At 38.4% G+C, this 17,892-nt stretch carries 12 protein-coding genes; 5 read left to right on the top strand and 7 right to left on the bottom strand.

The genetic code is table 11. From position 1 onward, the window contains the following. Nucleotides 1–15 precede the first annotated feature (15 nt). Complete coding sequence (rsgA, locus tag ND811_RS17910) at nucleotides 16–969, bottom strand: ribosome small subunit-dependent GTPase A (RefSeq protein ID WP_265353399.1); 954 nt, start codon at nucleotides 967–969, stop codon at nucleotides 16–18. Between the two features lie 49 nt (nucleotides 970–1,018). Between rsgA and ND811_RS19585 the strand changes: the two genes are divergently transcribed. Next, complete coding sequence (locus ND811_RS19585; protein WP_322113493.1) at nucleotides 1,019–2,845, top strand: sensor histidine kinase; 1,827 nt, start codon at nucleotides 1,019–1,021, stop codon at nucleotides 2,843–2,845. Here the strand turns inward: ND811_RS19585 and ND811_RS17900 are convergent. Next, nucleotides 2,842–3,939 carry an acyl-CoA desaturase gene (locus ND811_RS17900; RefSeq protein ID WP_265353400.1) on the bottom strand — a complete coding sequence of 366 codons (1,098 nt, stop codon included), beginning with the start codon at nucleotides 3,937–3,939 and terminating at the stop codon, nucleotides 2,842–2,844. The genes ND811_RS19585 and ND811_RS17900 overlap by 4 nt on opposite strands. A gap of 58 nt (nucleotides 3,940–3,997) precedes the next feature. On the opposite strand from ND811_RS17900, the gene ND811_RS17895 reads away from it, so the two are divergent. Next, complete coding sequence (locus ND811_RS17895; protein ID WP_265353412.1) at nucleotides 3,998–5,131, top strand: LBF_2804 family protein; 1,134 nt, start codon at nucleotides 3,998–4,000, stop codon at nucleotides 5,129–5,131. Nucleotides 5,132–5,163: 32 nt separating this feature from the next. Further along, nucleotides 5,164–5,679, top strand: coding sequence for a thiol peroxidase (gene tpx, locus ND811_RS17890; RefSeq protein ID WP_135694601.1), 516 nt, complete (start codon nucleotides 5,164–5,166; stop codon nucleotides 5,677–5,679). Here tpx and ND811_RS17885 read toward each other — a convergent pair. The 3 genes from ND811_RS17885 to ND811_RS17875 form a co-directional block, all read right to left on the bottom strand. Continuing rightward, nucleotides 5,663–7,972, bottom strand: a complete 2,310-nt coding sequence (locus ND811_RS17885; RefSeq protein WP_265353401.1) for an ATP-binding protein — start codon at nucleotides 7,970–7,972, stop codon at nucleotides 5,663–5,665. The genes tpx and ND811_RS17885 overlap by 17 nt on opposite strands. Continuing rightward, the gene (locus tag ND811_RS17880; protein WP_265353402.1) at nucleotides 7,969–9,060 is read right to left on the bottom strand and encodes a metallophosphoesterase family protein; all 1,092 of its coding nucleotides are present in this window, start codon (nucleotides 9,058–9,060) and stop codon (nucleotides 7,969–7,971) included. The genes ND811_RS17885 and ND811_RS17880 overlap by 4 nt, the downstream gene beginning before the upstream one ends. 74 nt (nucleotides 9,061–9,134) lie before the next feature. Then, complete coding sequence (locus tag ND811_RS17875; protein ID WP_265353403.1) at nucleotides 9,135–10,328, bottom strand: CaiB/BaiF CoA transferase family protein; 1,194 nt, start codon at nucleotides 10,326–10,328, stop codon at nucleotides 9,135–9,137. Between the two features lie 108 nt (nucleotides 10,329–10,436). Between ND811_RS17875 and ND811_RS17870 the strand changes: the two genes are divergently transcribed. Further along, nucleotides 10,437–14,666 (top strand): beta strand repeat-containing protein, encoded by a 4,230-nt coding sequence (locus ND811_RS17870; protein WP_265353404.1) that lies wholly within the window; start codon nucleotides 10,437–10,439, stop codon nucleotides 14,664–14,666. Between the two features lie 15 nt (nucleotides 14,667–14,681). Here ND811_RS17870 and ND811_RS17865 read toward each other — a convergent pair whose 3' ends face one another. Next, complete coding sequence (locus ND811_RS17865; protein WP_265353405.1) at nucleotides 14,682–16,481, bottom strand: sulfatase; 1,800 nt, start codon at nucleotides 16,479–16,481, stop codon at nucleotides 14,682–14,684. Nucleotides 16,482–16,484: 3 nt separating this feature from the next. Then, nucleotides 16,485–16,874 carry a DMT family transporter gene (locus ND811_RS17860; protein ID WP_135573690.1) on the bottom strand — a complete coding sequence of 130 codons (390 nt, stop codon included), beginning with the start codon at nucleotides 16,872–16,874 and terminating at the stop codon, nucleotides 16,485–16,487. Here ND811_RS17860 and ND811_RS17855 point away from each other — a divergent pair. Beyond that, nucleotides 16,869–17,768 carry an alpha/beta fold hydrolase gene (locus ND811_RS17855; RefSeq protein ID WP_265353406.1) on the top strand — a complete coding sequence of 300 codons (900 nt, stop codon included), beginning with the start codon at nucleotides 16,869–16,871 and terminating at the stop codon, nucleotides 17,766–17,768. The genes ND811_RS17860 and ND811_RS17855 overlap by 6 nt on opposite strands. Nucleotides 17,769–17,892 lie beyond the last annotated feature (124 nt).

The following is a 17,892-nucleotide window of genomic DNA, read 5'->3' as shown; positions in this document are numbered from 1 at the left end:
TGGCAACTCTTTTCCCTAATACCTTTTTGTGACAGCTTTGGACCAATGATCCCTTCTTGTTACCCTGTGGGGGTTCTCCAAGCTCTCAATCATGGATTCTAGGCTTTTTTTCCTGGTTTCATCTAATGATTCATTCAGGTGTTTTCGCATTGGACATTCAGAACCCAGTTCACAGCAATAAATTTCCTGACAAGTTTCTTTAATCTTTCGTAATTCGGGAAAACTTTCCCAAAGTTCAACAGGTGTCAGGTGTAAAATTCCCCATTCTTTGACTCCAGGAGAATCGATAAGAACCGTATTTTCTTCCAAAAATAAGGCAAAGGAATTGGTAGTTGTGTGTTTCCCTTTTTTGGTGGAACCACTGACAAGATTTGTACGTTGTATGGTCTTTTTATGAAGATGGTTCATTAAAGTTGATTTCCCAACTCCCGAATTCCCGCAAAGGAAGGTTCGTTTCCCACAAATCCTTTCCCATAATGGTTGGATGGATTCTTCCGTCATGAGAGAAACACTCATCACTTCATAACCTAACTGACGATAATAAATTTCCCGGTCTTCGATTTCTTCTGGAGAAACCAAATCCTTTTTAGTAAAAATAATAAGCGGTGGAATATCTGTCTGATAAGATGCAGCAAGTAACCTGTCGATGAATCCGGGTTTTGTTTCAGGGTCTTTGCAAGATGCAAGGATCGCTACTTGGTCTAGATTAGCACATAACACGTGACTATCGCCGCGATCACTTTTTCTGGTTAGGAAATTTTTCCTTTCCATCCGTTCCGAGATGACCCACTCTTCTCCTGACGATTTTTCGGCAAGAACCAGATCTCCCACAACAAAGGGATGGCGTTCCCCTGAGTCCTTTAATCGAAGTTTGCCTTTTAGGACTGCACGGGCATAGGTGGTTTGTTCCGAATAAATTTCGTAATAAGCACCGAAGATACGAGCGATTGTAAATAGTTCTTTACCCAAGTAGAATCTGCACCAAAATAATCTAGTTCTTACATTCTAAATAGATGACATGCAAACACAAGTTTTCTTTCCGTTGGGAATTATAATCCTTTCTTCTTTTGGTTGGTTGGTTTTTGCTTATACCTTAGGCACGGTCGACTCCACAAAGAACTTATCATGGTTTGCCTATTTTTTAGGGTTATTCACTCTTTCTCTTTTGTTCTTTTTGCGGAGAAAACCAGAATCATTACAGTCAGAAAAACCCAAAAAAAGAGATGAACTTGTACAAAATCTATTTGCTTTAGAAAAATTCAAAGAAGAACTCATTTCGTTCAACGATCCAGACCAAATCAGCCAAACCATTAGCCAGTTCCTTGCTTTCAAAATCCCTGCCGATTTTGTCCAAGTTTATACCTGGGATGAAAAGGAAGGACAATTCCGTCCTAGACCGTTTCTGGAATCAAAAGAACAGAAAATTTCAGATTTACCTTCCATCCCTGTATTCAATCCTTTTTTACTTTGGCTTTCGGAACGGGAAGGAATTCACATCAAAGAAAATTTCCTCCAACCTAAATCTCCCAATCATGAAAAAATTGCCAAACAAGCATTAGACTTTTTCAAACAAACCAAATCGGAGTTAGTTGCAACACTATCTATCAAATCAAGTCTTGTCGGTTTTATTTTACTGGGAAAACATAAAGAGGGAAAAATTTATGATCTCGAAGAAATCGAAATCATTTTAGAAATCCTTTCTGTTTCACTCATGTCATTATCTAACTCCATGATTTACCAACAGTTGTTAAATTTAACTGAAACCTTGGAAGCAAAAGTAAGAGAACGAACTAAAGAATTAGAAGAAACGCAAGCTCACTTAGTGCAGTCGGAAAAAATGGCTTCTTTGGGTGTAATGGTGGCAGGAATCGCACATGAAATCAATACACCTGCTGCCGTCATCAATGGTGCAGCAGACAATTTAGATGCCAATTTGGTTTATGTATTATCGCATTTAGGGGACATTTCACAACTCATTCAGAATCCTGATTTTCGTTCTATTTACCTAGACATTTTATTCAGTTTTGTGAAAGAAGATCCTGCGGCAAAAATCGACCCTAAAGATAAATTCAAACTAAAGAAAGAAACCAAGTTTCGTTTTATACAAGACGGAATTCCGGAAAATGATGCAACTGATCTGGCAACCTTTATCATCGACCACCATCTTTTGCATATGCAAGAAGAACTCATTCGTATTTGGAAAGCTGGCGGAAAAGAAACTTTTGAGATGTTAAAAAATACTTTGAGTCTTCAAAGAAATATAAAAAACATCAAATATGCGATTCGCAATATTGTTCGGATTGTCAAAGCGCTTAAGTATTACTCTCACCTAGGACAAGCATCTTATGCAGAATCTGATCTTCACGAAGGTTTAGAAAACACTCTCGTCATAATGCAAAACCAAATCAAACATGGAGTGGAAATTGAAAGGGCTTATGGAACCATTCCTCCCGTTCGGTGTAATATTGATGAACTGAATCAAGTTTGGACAAACCTCATCACCAATGCCATCCATGCTATGAAAACGGTAGAACATCCTAAACTTACAATCTCCTCCAGAAGGATTGGAGAAGATTACGTAATGATTAGTTTTGAAGACAATGGTTCAGGCATTCCAACGGAAATTAAAGATAAAATTTGGGATCCGTTTTTTACAACCAAAGACCAAGGCGAAGGAACTGGGCTTGGCCTTGGAATTGTCAAAGGCATTATCGAAAAACACAAAGGCAGGATTGAAGTGGAATCAGCACCAGGACGAACTCTATTTATGGTATATCTACCGTTAGTTGGCCCTGGAGATGTTCCTAGCATCCCGAAAGAAATCTTTCGGGAAATACGTGGTTAAGAAAAAAGTGGTTCCCCGGGTTGATTTAGTAATTTTTCCCAATTTTCTTTGGTTTGTTCAAAGTTTTTCCTGAATACACCTGCTTCACTTTCACTTGCCGTTTGTTTTGCTTGTTTCCAGTTTTGGTATTCTAACAGTGTTTTTTCTCTAAGTTTTTCCAATTGTTCTTCCCAATTGCGAAGTTTGTCTTCACTTACATTTGTAAATTTATGAAGAGTTTCCTTTTCTTTTAAAAACATAGTTTTTTGTAAGATTTTATCTTCGGATACTTTCTTTAAGTTATAAGTTAACCCCAAATAAGACAATCCTTTGATCATCCATTTAGATGGATCATAATCAAACCAACGAATTCCATTTCTATAATCTGATTGAAATTCATGGTGGAAGTTATGAAATCCTTCACCAAATGTGAAAAATGCGATAATCCAATTATCTCTTGCTGTTTGTTCTTTAGAGAAAGTACGTTCTCCCCAAACATGGCAGGCACTATTGATAAAAAATGTGAACTGGTGAACTACAAATAGTCTTAAAAAACCCGCGACAAACATTCCTTCCAAAAAGCTACCCCATAACATAGAGATAAGTCCTGGAAGGATAAAACACATAAAGATAGAAATAGAATAAAAATGTTTATGTTGCCAAAGAACAAGTGGATCGTTCACCAAATCTTGAACACCATTTTGGGCGTATTTTCTTTTGCGAAACAACCAACCTATGTGAGCAAACCAGAACCCTTTTTTAATGGAATATGGGTCTTTGTCTGTATCTACAAAACGATGGTGGATACGATGATCTTCGCTCCATTCTAATGCTGTGGATTGAAATGCCGCAGCTCCAAAAAGAAGTAACCAAAGTTTGACGGGAGTTTTTGCATCATAGGCTTTGTGAGAAAAAAGTCTATGATAACCTACAGTAATACCCATTCCTGTTGCGAAAAAATAAAAGATAAACAATCCCCATGTAGCCAAATGAATCGAATCATAAAGATACAAATAGAGAGTTCCAAATATTCCAATGAGAGGATAGGTTAGTAAAAAGATCGTTGTCACCCAATCAATGGGGGCTTTCGTTTTGATTTCAGCTTGTGTCGTCATAGAGAATTCCTGTTTCATGGAGTGGGAGTCCCAAACCAAGATTCTGGTTGCAAAAAAAATGAGTACAGAACGTTACAAACCGGGTTTTTTAGAACAATGGGGACGAAAGGTTCTCATTTCCATCCAGTCGAATGCGAAAAAACCCGAGGATTCCGGCCAAAGTTTTGCCTTCCAATCCAAAAAACTCCTTATTTGGGGAGGATTTCTTTCCTTTTGGATTGGATTTCTGCCATCAGTAACCTTCGTTTTTCTTTTGGCTTACCTTCCTCCGCTAGCATTTTGGCCATTGGAAACTCTTTCGTTGTTAGATCTAAGCCAGTTTGTCTTTCTTTTGGCTTTAGTTACTATCATTGAATTTTATCTCCTATTTCGTTTAGGTTTTTACCTTTCCTATCGAATGGCACAGTATGCAGACATTGAACTTTCAGAAGAACCAGAACTCATCACACCCATTCCTGGAATGATGGCAAGGTTGGTTTTAGAAATTCCAGATCCAAGAATTCGATTGTATGGAATTGATCCTTACAAACATCTCAATGAACGAGCGTTATTCTTTAGGACGGTTTTATACAAAAGCAAAGTTTTCCTTTCCAATATCTTTGCCAAACTTATATTAAAGGTTTTATTAGGAAGAACAGGTCTTCGATTTTTAATCGAATATATTTCGGGACCGGTAACAGGAATTTGGGATGGTTTAACCACCTATTGGATTTTATATGAGTTACGCAAAAGAATCATTACAAGAAAGATGTCTGATGCCATAATGCTAAAAATCAAATCCAAAAAAAGGAAGGAAATATTTTTAGAATCAAGTGTACGTGCGGTAGCACTTTCCATTATTTTTACAAAAACATTCCATCCAAACTTTGAATATTTGTTATTCGGACTAATTGGCTTATTACCCCAAAGAGATACTTTAAAAGATTTAGATGATTGGTCTCTGTTTGTGGAGTCTTTTCAAAAGTTATCTGTCGAAGAACAAAAATGGCCCATCGCCATATTTGCATTATGTTCATCCTTCGATGGATCTTTAAATAAAGAAGAATTGGATGCATTTCGAGAAATCACCGACCTTTCCCCTTCGTGGTTACTCGAACGAGTTAGCCATTTAAGTGAAACTATAATGAAAGGAGAACTAACAGAATCTTTGATTTGGATGGAAAAAATCCTTCCCGAAGAATCGACTTTCTAAAAGATTAGAATTAATCTAAAAAGGAGATGACAATGGCACAAGTAACACTCAAAGGAAACCCCGTTCCCCTCGAAGGAAACCTTCCCAAACCAGGAGATAAAGCTCCTGATTTCAGAGTCGCCAAACAAGATCTAGGTGACCTTACATTAAAAGACCTAGCAGGGAAGGTAAAAATCCTTGTGGCCGTGCCCAGTTTGGATACAGCAGTTTGTGCCCTTGAAACAAAAAAGTTTAACGAAAGAGCAGCCAAAGAAGATGGAATCACAACTCTCATCATTTCTGGTGACTTACCTTTTGCAATGAAACGTTTTTGTTCCACAGAAGGAATCGATTCCAAAAACTTGATCACAGGCTCTCAGTTCAAAGATTTTTCTTTTTCCAAAAATTACGGAACTCACATTGCTGGTGGTCCACTTGCTGGTCTTTCCGCAAGAGCTGTCTTTGTAGTAGATAAAGACGATATCATTCGTTATACGGAACTTGTTCCAGAAATCGGAAGTGAACCGAATTACGATACGGTTCTTGCCGAAGCTAAGAAACTTGTTTAGTCAATTCATGGATTTGGCAAGGGAGATTATATTCCTTTGCCAAAACGTTGATCTTTGAAACCAATTCCTCATCAAAGCTAAAAAATACTACCTTCCAATCTTCTTCTGCACTCGATATACATTGTAGTGTATATGTTAGGGCCGCATCCCTCCGACTAACATCCATGTGCCGAAAAGGCTCATCTAATAAAAGGTAAGGTAAATTAAATTGTTTTCCTATTCTAAATGCATATTCTAAACGCAATACATAAGAAATTTGTTCTTTAGTTCCCGTAGAAAGATTTCCAAATGCCAAACTCTCTTTTGCCGAGCCAGAGCTTATTTGTATCTCGTCTGAAAATCCATTCCATTGAATTTGTTTAGCCGGAAGAGATCCTTTTAGAGCATCCATTCTCACCTGTAAAGATTTTACTAGAGAGGACATTTTGTCCGTACTTTCGGCCTGCATTTCGGAAAAAATTTCAGATAAAACTTCTAAAGCTTGAAAATTGACTTCTAAATCGTTTTTCTTTTTTTCTTTAGTTTCTAAATCGCGTTTTGATTGTTCCCATTCTTTTTGTGCAGGAACCATTTGAGATTCCAAAACTGCCTTCCCAGTTTCTAATTTTTTTTCTAACTCCATTAAGGTTCGTTCTAAATTACGAATATGATCAGTTAGTGCTTGAGTTTCATTTTCTAACTTTTGTTTGGTGAATCGATCTTCAGAAGAAAAGGATTTGGAAATTCCCTTTTTCTCCCAATCATTTAGTTTGTCCTTTAATTTTAGTTTCCATTCGCCGAAATCGGCAGTGCCCCATTTTTTTGATTCGAGTTTCAGCGAATCTTCCAAAGTTCGTAATTTTTCACCTTTCAATCGGATTTGAACAAATAATTCCGAAAGTTCGGATAAAGATTGGACACCAACCTCTCTCCAAACACCTGCTAACTCCTTTTCTTTGTTCAAAATGGTTTCACTGAGTTTTTTATCTTCTGCCCGCAATCGAGAAATTTCTTCTTCGAGATTTGTTATTGCAGTAAACATGTTTTCCGATTCTAATTTCTGTTTTGTGTATTCCCTTTCGTATCTTTGAAAACTCAGAGATAATGACTCCATACTTAAGGAATCCGGTTTCCACTCTCCAAGAGTTTTTGTTTCCATTTCCGTTGCAATACGACGAACCATTTCGTTCCACTTGGATTCATCCCGCTCCGACTTGGTAACTTTTGCAAAAAACAAAAACCCAACGGCAGATAAAATCAAAGCTACCGGAAAAATATATGTCCAACTGCTAAATTCAGAAAATAGGATCAAGATTGTAGAAAAAATACCAAATACCCCAAAGCCAGCCGCCAAACTTCTGTACAATGGATTCCAAGTTGTTTTTTGAATCGCAGGAGATTCTTCCTGAAACTTTCGAATCGATTGTTTCCAAGTTTCAAAAAAATCAAAAAAGGATTCTAACTTTTTAGATTTTTGTTCGATCTGCTTTTTTTGGATTAATAATGATTCTAATTTGGATTCTAGATCAGCAAGTCTCTCTTTCGATAAATTTTGTTTTTGTTCGAAAGATTTGATTTCGCCATCTAACTGTTTGGATTTCTGATCCAAACCTGAGTTTAGGATTTTCTCTTCTTGTTGGGACGAAGATTTCAAGGTTTCCCATTGTAATAGTTGGCCAAAAATGCGATCGGTTTCATTATGTTGTTCTGCTTCTTTCAATTCAAGAAGTTTCGTTTGCAGTTTGTTTTGTTCAGAGTTAGAATTCGCTAAGTCGAGTTTTAATTTTTGACGTTCTATTTCTAAATTAGGTAAATCAACAAATTGTGAAGAAATCTTGTTTAAAGCAAATTCAGAAGCGTCAAACTTTTGTTTAGCGACATTTAGTTCAGACAAAGCTAAATTCCATTCTTTGGCTGATTTCCTGGTTCCTGTTTTTGCAGAAAGTTGTTCTACTTGTTCCTTCAGTTGCGATGGATTGTATCCACTATCGAATATGGTTTGTTCAATGGTGCTGATTAGTTCTTTTTCTGAACCAACATCCATATTCCCTTCCCTAATCACAAGAGAGTTCAAATATAAATTTTGAGAAAGGGTAAGTTTAGGAATTCCTAAATCAGAATTTCTGTCTGAATTATATCTCGCATTCAGAATAGCTCCATACTTTGTGCTTCCTACAACTTTAACGAGAGCCGATACAAAAGCATCCAGGATCGTTGTTTTACCTGATTCGTTTGGCCCAGTAAATACAGTCACTTTTTCGATAGGAAATTCTTTTTTGGAAAAGATTCCGAAGTTTTCAATTTTTAGTTTCATCGGCTTTTTTTTCCTTCTAAAATCAAACGAATGCCAGTGATCCTCGTCTGTTTCCAAAGGATAGGATCCATTTGTTCTTTTCGTTCGTTCATCTTATCTAAGAACTGCTTCACAAATTCATTTTCAGAAAGGTGCTTGATGACAGTGATTTGGGATTCATCGGAATCAAATTCTAAAATTCGAAACTTTGATTTCCAATCGCGAAGAACTGTTTCTTGAAATTTTTGTTTTTCCGACATAGAATCAACATACCCCGTAAATTTAAACACGATCCAATCGTTCGGATTAGTTTCGGCTAAATATGTTTCGATAGCCTCTTCTGGTTTTCCTTCTGTATTCAATAACACAATAATTTCTTTATACTCACCAGCTGATTTCCAAAAAACTGATTCCTTGGTAATCTTTTCACCATCTATATGAAGAATGATTCCTCCTCTTTTCCCCGATTCACCTTTTCGCCAAACTCGAGATGATCCCGCATAACCAATGTCACATTTTCCAACAGTTCCCATTCTCGCCCTGTGAAGATGGCCAATCGCAAGATAATCCAAATCTAAACTTTGAATTAAATTAGGATCTAAATAGGATCCACCCTCTTCTTCTTCCTCACTAAGACCAGTAAAACTCATTCCTGAAACGGTTCCATGAGCCAAACCGATCCGAAGTTTTGTCTGTTTTTGGGGAGGAGGAGAAAGTAACAATTGTGAATAGTTTTCCTGGTGAGGAATCGATAAAAATTCGATTCCACTATCTTCAAATAAAAAGTATGGAGTTTCGTCCAAAACTTTTACTTTAGATGACCAATCATAATCCGCATAACGATTGCTATTCTTTTTTTTCTCCAAAATCTCATGATTTCCTGGAAGAAAATAAATGATTCCTGAATAAATAGAAACTTCTTTTAAGAAATCTGATCTTAATCCTTCTAAATCGGGGAACGTATTAAAAAGATCTCCACAAAAAAGAATACGATCACATTTCGTTGACTCTGCCGTTTGTAAAATCTCACGCAAAACGGAAAGGGAATAACTCTTTTCTTCAGGGGAATTTTGAGAAAGGTGGAGGTCAGATACTTGTAATAACTTCATATTGTAGTTTAGAGGAGAGTTTACCTCCCCCCTAGGACAAAATAAAGAAATTAAGAAAAAAAAGCAAGGGAGCCTTAAATCACCCGGTCTTTTTTAAACTCCGCAATTTTTTCCTTGGGAAACCCTAATCCACCTAAAATCTCTTCCGTATGTTCCCCATGTTCTGGTGGGTCATTTCTGTAAACAAAAGGGGTCTCTGAAAAATGGAAGGGGGACCCAAATTGTAAAATAGGTCCATATTGGGGATGGTTTCTTTCGATGACCATACCACGATCTTTCATGTGTGGATCCTCAGATACTTCTTTCATATTGAGAATCGGCGAAAGGCAAGCATCCGTATTATCAAAAATAGGTTGTAAGTCTGAATAAGTTTTCGATTTAAAATAATCGGCTAACTTTTGCTTAATGAGAGGTATATTTTCTTCATTCATTGGATGGTCTTTGGTTAAATTTTCCATCCCGGCTGCTCGTAAAAAAGTTTGGAAGAACATATCTTCTAAGGCACCAAGAGCCACATATCTTCCTTCTTTGGTTTCATACACATTATAGTTTGGTAATTTGCCAGATAAAATATCGTTTCCCGCTTCTGGGGATGATCCCGATGCAGATAAAATTCCACCGTATAACGAAAGAAATTGGAGAGAAGCATCTGTCATAGAGATATCGATCCTTTGGCCTTTCCCAGTTTTTTCTCTATAATAGAGAGCTGCAAGGATCGCAGATAATGCAGTGAGTGTTCCTCCTCCTACATCTGCTAATTGGAAACCCGCAGGTCTTGGAGGATTTCCTGTTTGGTCAAGGACTCCTGAGACCGCTAAATAATTCAAATCATGTCCGGCAAAGTCCACGTATTTTCCTGAGATTCCGTAGCCAGAAATTCCACAGTAAATCAACCGCGGAAATTTTTCTTTGAGGACATCATAACCGATTCCCATTTTATCCATTCCATCGGGACGAAAACCTTCGAGTAATATGTCAGCGTCTTCCAAAAGTTTAAAAAGAATTTCTTTGGCTTGGTCTCGTTTTAAGTTCAGTGTGATCGCTTTTTTATTTCGATTCAACATCATGTATAAGGCAGGATATCCTGTTTTGCCTTTGTACATCGCTCGAGAACCGTCATAGGCTCTCGGATTTTCAATTTTAATCACTTCGGCTCCCATATCCGCTAAATGTTGCGAACATAAAGGCCCTGGAAGGAGCAAAGAAAGATCGACTACTTTTACACCAGCAAGTGGTCCTTTGGATGTTTGATTTTGGTTTTGGCTCATTTGGGTTTTATTGCAATTCCTGGAAATTTTTTATTAATTTAAGCTATTTTTCTCGTAATATATACAGGGAGAACCCTAATAGGTTCCATAAGAGAATAAAAAGGAATCATGTTCAGAGTCTGCATTTCTGTTATTTTTCTCGTATTCTCTACCTTCACTATTTCTTGCCAATCCATAACACCGCTGAATTTGCAGATGTTATTTGGTTCCTTTTTTCTTTCCACCACAGGGCAAGGTTCTGTCATTTACGAAGCTCCGAATTTTTTATTCACGAGTGAAAATGGAAGACAAGCAGAATTCACAATTCGTTTGAACATTGAGCCAAGCAGTTCAGTGAGAATTGGCCCGATTGCAGTCTCTGATTCCACAGAAGGTGTATTATTATCTGCAACGTATCTCGAATTTACTGATGAAAATTGGGATGTTCCACAAAGCGTTCGTTTGGCGGGGGTGGATGATCTAATTGCAGATGGAAATCAAAACTATAGAGTCCAACTAGGAACAACTTTAACTTCCGACATACGGTTTTCGGCTCAGGGCCTTCCCGTTTTACTCGTGGTAAATACGGATGATGAAACTTCTGGAGTGGCAGCAAGTCCCACTTTAGGACTCATTACATCCGAAACTGGAGAATCAGGAACGATTGCTTATGTCTTACAAACTAGACCCATGCAAGATGTTATCATCAGGAATTTTGTTTCCAATGATACAACGGAAGCAACTGTTAGTGCGGCAGAACTTGTATTTACACCGAATAATTGGAATGTGCCACAAACCATTACTGTTACTGGTGTGGATGATTTTAGCGTAGATGAAAGTACGTTTCAAATTTCAGCAGATCCCACTGTTTCCAATGATCCAGCTTATATGGGAAAATCCATCCCAATCATAACTGGAACCAATGTCGATAATGATGTCGCCGGGTTTACTGTGATTAATTTATCAGGACTCACAACAACAGAAGCTGGTGGGGCAGTGAGTTTTGCTGTCGTAATGAATACCTTACCAACAAACTCTGTTACGATTCCTTCCATTGTTGCTACTCCTAGTTCAGAAGGGACTGCATCCCCATCTTCACTAACTTTTGCACCCGGTGAATGGTTTACTCCAAAAATCGTAACGGTCACAGGGGTAAATGATTTTATTGTCGATGGCCCCCAAACCATTTCTATCGTGACTGGTACTGCTACTTCTGCAGATACAGATTACAACGGTTTGGCGGGTCCAGTATTTCCTTCTGTAAGCAATTCGGATGATGATGTTCCTGGATTTGTACTTACCTCACCCGGTAGTTTAACCATTTCAGAAAACGGAGGAAACCTTACCTTTGCGATCCATTTGTTATCCCAACCACCTCCTGGCTTTACCGTAACGCTTACAGGAATCTCGGAGAACAATGCCATCACTAATAGTAGCACTTCCAACATAGTTTTTACAAATGCCAATTGGAATGTAGACCAATATGTCAACATTACCACAAATAACAATGCCATTGATGAGGACACAAGGACTGTCACCTTACAATTTGGATCTGTTGATACAGGTGGGTCTGCCGATCCTGTGTATAACTCAGTATCGCCACCATCATCTGTTACCATTTTGGTAACAGATGATGACACAGCGGGATTTACGGTCACTCCTGTAGGGGGTCTCGTCGTTCATGAAAATGGAACTCCTTCAACAGAAACCTTTACCGTAGTTTTGAATTCAGAACCAACAAACTCCGTTAGTATTCCTAGCATCACTTCAAGTAATACAGCCGAAATAACAGTATCTCCGGCTTCTTTGAATTTTACTTCAGGGAATTGGAACACACCACAAACTGTCACCATCACTTCTGTGTTAGATGGAGTGGACGATGGAGATAAAAACGTAAGTATATCCTTTGGAAATTCTGTATCTTCAGATCCAAAATACAGTTCCATTTCTATCCCTGCAGTGACTGCCATCAATACCGATAGTAACGAACCATTGGTTCGTATTCAAAACTTATCGGCATCGTCTATGGTCGAAAACGGAAGTTCTACCATCACTTTTGAAATCAGACTTTCCTTAAAACCAAATGCCAATGTAACTATTGGACCAATCACTTCATCTGACGGGACAGAAGCAGTTTTACTCAATAGTTCTTCTGGAGTGGCCGCCTCCCGTACACTTACCTTTACTCCGACAAACGGACAAGTTGCCAATTATTCCGGGAACACGAGCGATAGTGGATGGGATGTAGTACAAGTGGTTACGATTCGTTCTGTTTCAGATTCCTTTGATGACGGAAACATTCCCGTCACCATTCACATACCACAAGCTAGCGGTTCTTATTTCAATGGACTTTATCCGACAGGCAGTCTTCCGGGATATACGGAAACTAGCGGTGATTTGGTGATTACTATCTTAGATAATGATACAGCCGGTTTTACGATTTCATCCACGACACTCAACCTTACCGAAGGTGGAAGTGATGGAACGTTTACTGTTCGTTTGAATTCGGCTCCCTGTGATACTCCCGCAAACTTAGCGGCCTGTGCCACAGGCTCCGTCACCATACCCATCTCTGGGGAAACATTTAACTTACCGGACACAGTGCAGTATACTTTTTCTCCGGCCAGTTTGACCTTCACTCATACAAACTTTTCAACAACACAAACAGTGACTGTTGTTGTGGTCAATGATTCCATTAATGAAACAAACACTAGAACCCATATACTTACGCTCGGTGCCATCGGAGGATCGGGAACAGACTACGAGGGAATGAATCCTCCTGACATTACCATTAATATTACAGATGATGATAATCCTTCTCCAAGCATTTTATTTACTCTTGATGCCGGACAACCTTACTTTACCACAGAAGCTGGGCAATCTGCCATATATAGCCTAAGGCTTGGAAGTCGCCCCATTCCTGGAAACCAAGTCACTGTAACAGTAGCAACTTCTGATGCGACAGAAGGAATGATCAATGATGGAGGAACACCTGTTAGCTCTAAACAATACATCTTTGATGAAACCAACTGGAGTACATCAATTCCTGTGGAAATCCAAGGGGTTTCCGATATTTTGAGTGATGGGAATGTGAGTTATTCGGTGACCGTAAATGGTACGGAAACAGGATCTATGCCTTCATGGTATGTGAGTTTTGTGGGAAGTATTGGAACCACTGCTACACTTGTCAACTATAGCACATCGGAAAATCCAGTGACTGTTGTCACTCCCACGAATATGACAAGGGCAGAAAACTCTGCCGCATTTCCTATCTATGTGCTCCTTAGCCAAGCTCCCACAGATGACGTGACTGTTCCCATCTCGGTAACAACGACCTTTCCTTGCCAATTGATCTTAACACCAAATGTTCCTCAATTCACTCTCTCAGCAAGTTCCCTCACTATCACCAGTGCCAATTGGAATACCATCGGATCACATAACACAATCACTGTGACTCCTAATGATGATGCGGTCGATGATGGAAATGTATCTTGTCCGATTGTTGTTGGTGTCCTTTCTTCTAGTGATGGTTTTTACAATGGAGTAAATCCGTATCCATCATCGAATTATCCTATGCTTACTTTAAATGATAATGACAGTGCAGGTATCACTACCTCAGGATTTACACCTGCCGCAGTCATCACTTCACAATCAGGTGCTTCCTCTGCATTTTACATCCATTTAGATTCTCAGCCCACAACGAATATCACTGTGAACTTTAGCACAACGCCAGGTGGACTCGTGAGTTTTCCAACGGCCCCTCTCACCTTTACCCCAAGTAATTTTGGTTCAGGCCAACTGGTCACTGTAACAGGACTCGATACAGCCTCAATTGGTGATGTAAGTTATACTATTGGTTCTGTTGTCACCTCAGGAGAAACAGGAACCGGCTTTACTCCTTCTGCGATTTATAGTGCCCTCACTCCTCTTTCCATTTCTGCTACACATATCAATTATATTTACGATATTGTACCTTGCACCGATCCCAATCCAATGAATTCCTGCGGAACATCAGCCAATAGTTCAGGTGGACTTGTCACTTCACCTAACCTATTCACTACGGAATCGGGGGGCCAATCCAGGTTCCAAATTCGTTTGCGTGTTAGACCAACTTCCAATGTTACCATACCCGTCTCCAGTTCGAATGTTGCCGAAGGAACAAGTTCTGTTTCTAGTTTAGTATTTACTACAAGTGATTGGAATACATACCAAAACGTTGTACTCACAGGAGTAGATGACTTTCTTATGGATGGGAATCTGGCTTATTCTGTTCTATTTGGCTCCCTCACTGGTGGAGGGACTGGATTTAACGGGGAATTTTTGCCAAATGTTTCTGTTACAAATCAAGATAACGATTGATTCGAATCATACCAACTATTGTACGTATCCTTGTTTCTTTAAAATTTCTAAAGCGTCGGTTCCTAATTCTTGTTTAGAAGCATAAGATTTTTTTTGACCACCCTCTTTCCAAAAATATACCTTTGTTTTTGGAGTAATGACTGGTTTTTTGGATCCCGATTCATATAACAAATCACAGTTGGACTGACAAGATGCCATACTCACACCAAAGTAACCTATAAAAATTTCCGATTTAGGAATTTGTTTTTTAGAAAGCCAAACGTTAAATTCGGGAAAACTCACATCAGGATACACTTCAAAACTAATTTCAAATGGTTCTATTCGTTTGGTGTGGATTTGCACAAACTTTCCTTTCTCTTCCAAAAGAACATCGTTTGGGTAGGATGCCATACGAATAGTGCCACTTGGTACACGAATTTGAATTTCTGTATCCTTTGATTCTGGTTGGATGGAAAGATGATATAACGGCAGTTTGGGTTCCATCGAACGAATTTGTTTCCAAAACCGAAGGATTTTTTTTTCTAAATCTGGTTGTAATTTCATATCCTGAATTGCAGCTATATTCGCAATTCTTAATGGATTTTCTTGGTTTGGATCTTTTTTTGTATCTGAATATAAATAAAACTCACTCCCCACAGAACCTAACCAAAATTTTCCTAGTTCATGAAATCGGTAAGACCTTTGCAAAAGAAATTCATGTCCTTCCCCATAACCTTGTGTAAACCTAGTTTCTCCGTAGTACGTTCGCTTGGTGGACTCCTTATTTTCTATTAATGGTTTAAGGGACTTTCCTTGGATGTTATTTGGTATCGGAAGGCCAGAATAATCGAGTACCGTTGGAAATAAATCTATCGACCTTGTCATGGTTTGGATTGTCTGTTTCGAATTAGCACCTGGCAATTTAATCAGTAGCGGAACATGGATATTTTCTAAAAACAAATCTTGGCCATGTCCGTAATATGTATTGGTTCCTGTAAAAGGAGAAATAGCGTGAGCCGAGTGCATCACTTCACCATGATCAGCTGTAATGAGGATAAGAGTGTTATCCCAAAGATTTTTATTTTTTAGTTCTTCGAATACTTTTCCAAGTTCCTCATCAACAAAAGCAACTTCACCTAAATAATTCATTTTTCGTTCATCTAAAATTTCATTTGTTCGAATTCTGTTTGTGAATCCTTGAGGCGGAGTGTATGGTTTATGAGGATCGTTATAATTTAAAAAAAGAAAAAAAGGTTTTTTATCAGAAGATATCTCTTCCAACACTTCAAATGTTTTTTTAGTAATTTTTTTTGTGTCTTCTCTATAATTCGAAAAATCATATAACTGATCAAAGCCTACATCAACACCTAAACCAAACTTATCAGTCAAAAAAGGATTATTCCCCACCATATATGTAACAAAGGAATTATCTTTTAATAACTTGGGAAGAGGACGTTTTTCACTCCTGTAAAAAGCATCAACCTCAGATTTTGTGGTAGGATAATCCCAAAAATTGACAGGGTTTGCTGAGGCATATTTCCCAGTAAAAAAAACAAGTGTGGATGGTCTTGTCCAAGCGGCATTGACCAAATGATACTTAAAAGTTACGGCATTTTCCGCAAACATTTCCAAGTTAGGTGTGACCCCATAACGACCAATGATATCACCGCGAAGCGAATCAATCACAATCCAAATTACATTTGGACGTTTTGTTGTGTTAGGGAGATTGGATTCAGGTCCAGTATCTGAACCTATTTTTTTACAAAAAGAAAAAGAAAGAAAACAAAATAGAAAAAGGAAAGTTTTTAGTTTTAAGGAAACAGAGTTTGGTTTCAAGATTTATGATTTAACATCAAACATTTGCAAGGCGGTGAGCCAAACGCCAATCAAAATAAAGGCAATCCCTATCCACTGCGTTAAATTCAGCCGTTCTTTAAAAAAGAGGGAAGAGGCAATGAGAACAATGATAAAACCACTAGAAGTAAACACAGGATAAGCCAGTGATAACTTCAAACCTTTTCCTAAAACATAACGATACCCAAGTAAAGCCAAACCGAAACTAGCAAGCCCACCAATAAAGTAAGGATTAAGAACCGTAAAGATTGTATCCCAAAGACCACCTGACAACGATTTGGTTTGGTCTTGCATGGAAGATGATTTGATTAAAATATTAGCCAATGCATTGAAGAATACAGCTATACAGAAGAAGAGGATAACCTGGAATTGCATGAGATAGAGACAAAATCCGATCTAAATCGGGAAGGGTCAAATAGAAAAATGAAACAAAAATCCTTTCGGTTCAGAAACTGGGAATGTGCTTACTTAGATTCGGAAACTCCGGGTCCCGTTCTCGTTTTCTGTCATGCCAATGGTTATAGTGCCGGCTGTTACAATTATTATTTTGAATTATTATCCAAACACTACCGAGTCATCGCTCCTGATTTTTTGGGACATGGCCGTTCCGAGTTTAGTTTAAAATTTAATAACTGGAATGTGTTTCGAGACCAAATCCTCGCACTCCTCGACCATGAATCCATATCCAAAACCAATATCATCGGTCACTCACTTGGTGGAGCTTCCTCACTCCTTGCCGCTGCCAAAGAACCAAATCGTTTTGATAAAGTTCTAGCAATGGATCCTGTCATCTTAGGTTGGAAACTCATCCTTCTTTCTAAATTTTTAGAAAACCCTTTGGCAAAAGGTGCCAAAAAAAGAAGAACTCATTTTAAATCCATAGATCTTGTTAGGCGGTCATTCAAGAAGTTTCCGGCCTTTGCCAACTTTGAACCTTCTATCTTCGAAGATTACCTCAACTCATGTTTTGTAAGTACTGGCCATGAAGCAGAGGTCAAACTTTGTTGTGATCCAAGAGTGGAAGCAAGGATCTTTGGCCATGCGCACTTTCACGTTTTCAAAAACTTTTATGGTATCAAAACAGAAAACCATATCGCCATTCCAGAAAAATTCGAAGTCTGTAGCCCTAAGTATGCCAACCTTCTCGCAAAAGTAAATCCCCAGTCCGATGTTACGATCTTTCCAGGATTTACACATTTTTTTCCCTTCGAAAAACCAAAAGAAACTTGGGATTGGATGAAAAGATGTTTGGAGATAAAAGATAATTGAGAGAGGTTTCAAATAGAGAAGAGATGGGCGCCTCGAATTGGTTAGGTGACAGAACTCCTTAGTGAAACCGACCGCGCTATACGCTCCAATCTTTCGCTCCCGCGAAAGGATTTCCGCTGCTATC

The organism is Leptospira soteropolitanensis (assembly GCF_026151655.1).
GTDB lineage: Bacteria > Spirochaetota > Leptospiria > Leptospirales > Leptospiraceae > Leptospira_A > Leptospira_A soteropolitanensis.
Note: the sequence above shows the minus strand (reverse complement) of the source record. Positions and strands in the feature narration are given on the sequence as shown.

Coding starts and splice junctions, on each gene's coding strand:
- ND811_RS17900 (WP_265353400.1), bottom strand. CDS start 3,939: ATGACGACACAAGCTGAAATCAAAACGAAAGCCCCCATTGATTGGGTG.
- ND811_RS17875 (WP_265353403.1), bottom strand. CDS start 10,328: ATGAGCCAAAACCAAAATCAAACATCCAAAGGACCACTTGCTGGTGTA.
- ND811_RS19585 (WP_322113493.1), top strand. CDS start 1,019: ATGCAAACACAAGTTTTCTTTCCGTTGGGAATTATAATCCTTTCTTCT.
- ND811_RS17860 (WP_135573690.1), bottom strand. CDS start 16,874: ATGCAATTCCAGGTTATCCTCTTCTTCTGTATAGCTGTATTCTTCAAT.
- ND811_RS17870 (WP_265353404.1), top strand. CDS start 10,437: ATGTTCAGAGTCTGCATTTCTGTTATTTTTCTCGTATTCTCTACCTTC.
- ND811_RS17895 (WP_265353412.1), top strand. CDS start 3,998: ATGAGTACAGAACGTTACAAACCGGGTTTTTTAGAACAATGGGGACGA.
- ND811_RS17880 (WP_265353402.1), bottom strand. CDS start 9,060: ATGAAGTTATTACAAGTATCTGACCTCCACCTTTCTCAAAATTCCCCT.
- ND811_RS17885 (WP_265353401.1), bottom strand. CDS start 7,972: ATGAAACTAAAAATTGAAAACTTCGGAATCTTTTCCAAAAAAGAATTT.
- tpx (WP_135694601.1), top strand. CDS start 5,164: ATGGCACAAGTAACACTCAAAGGAAACCCCGTTCCCCTCGAAGGAAAC.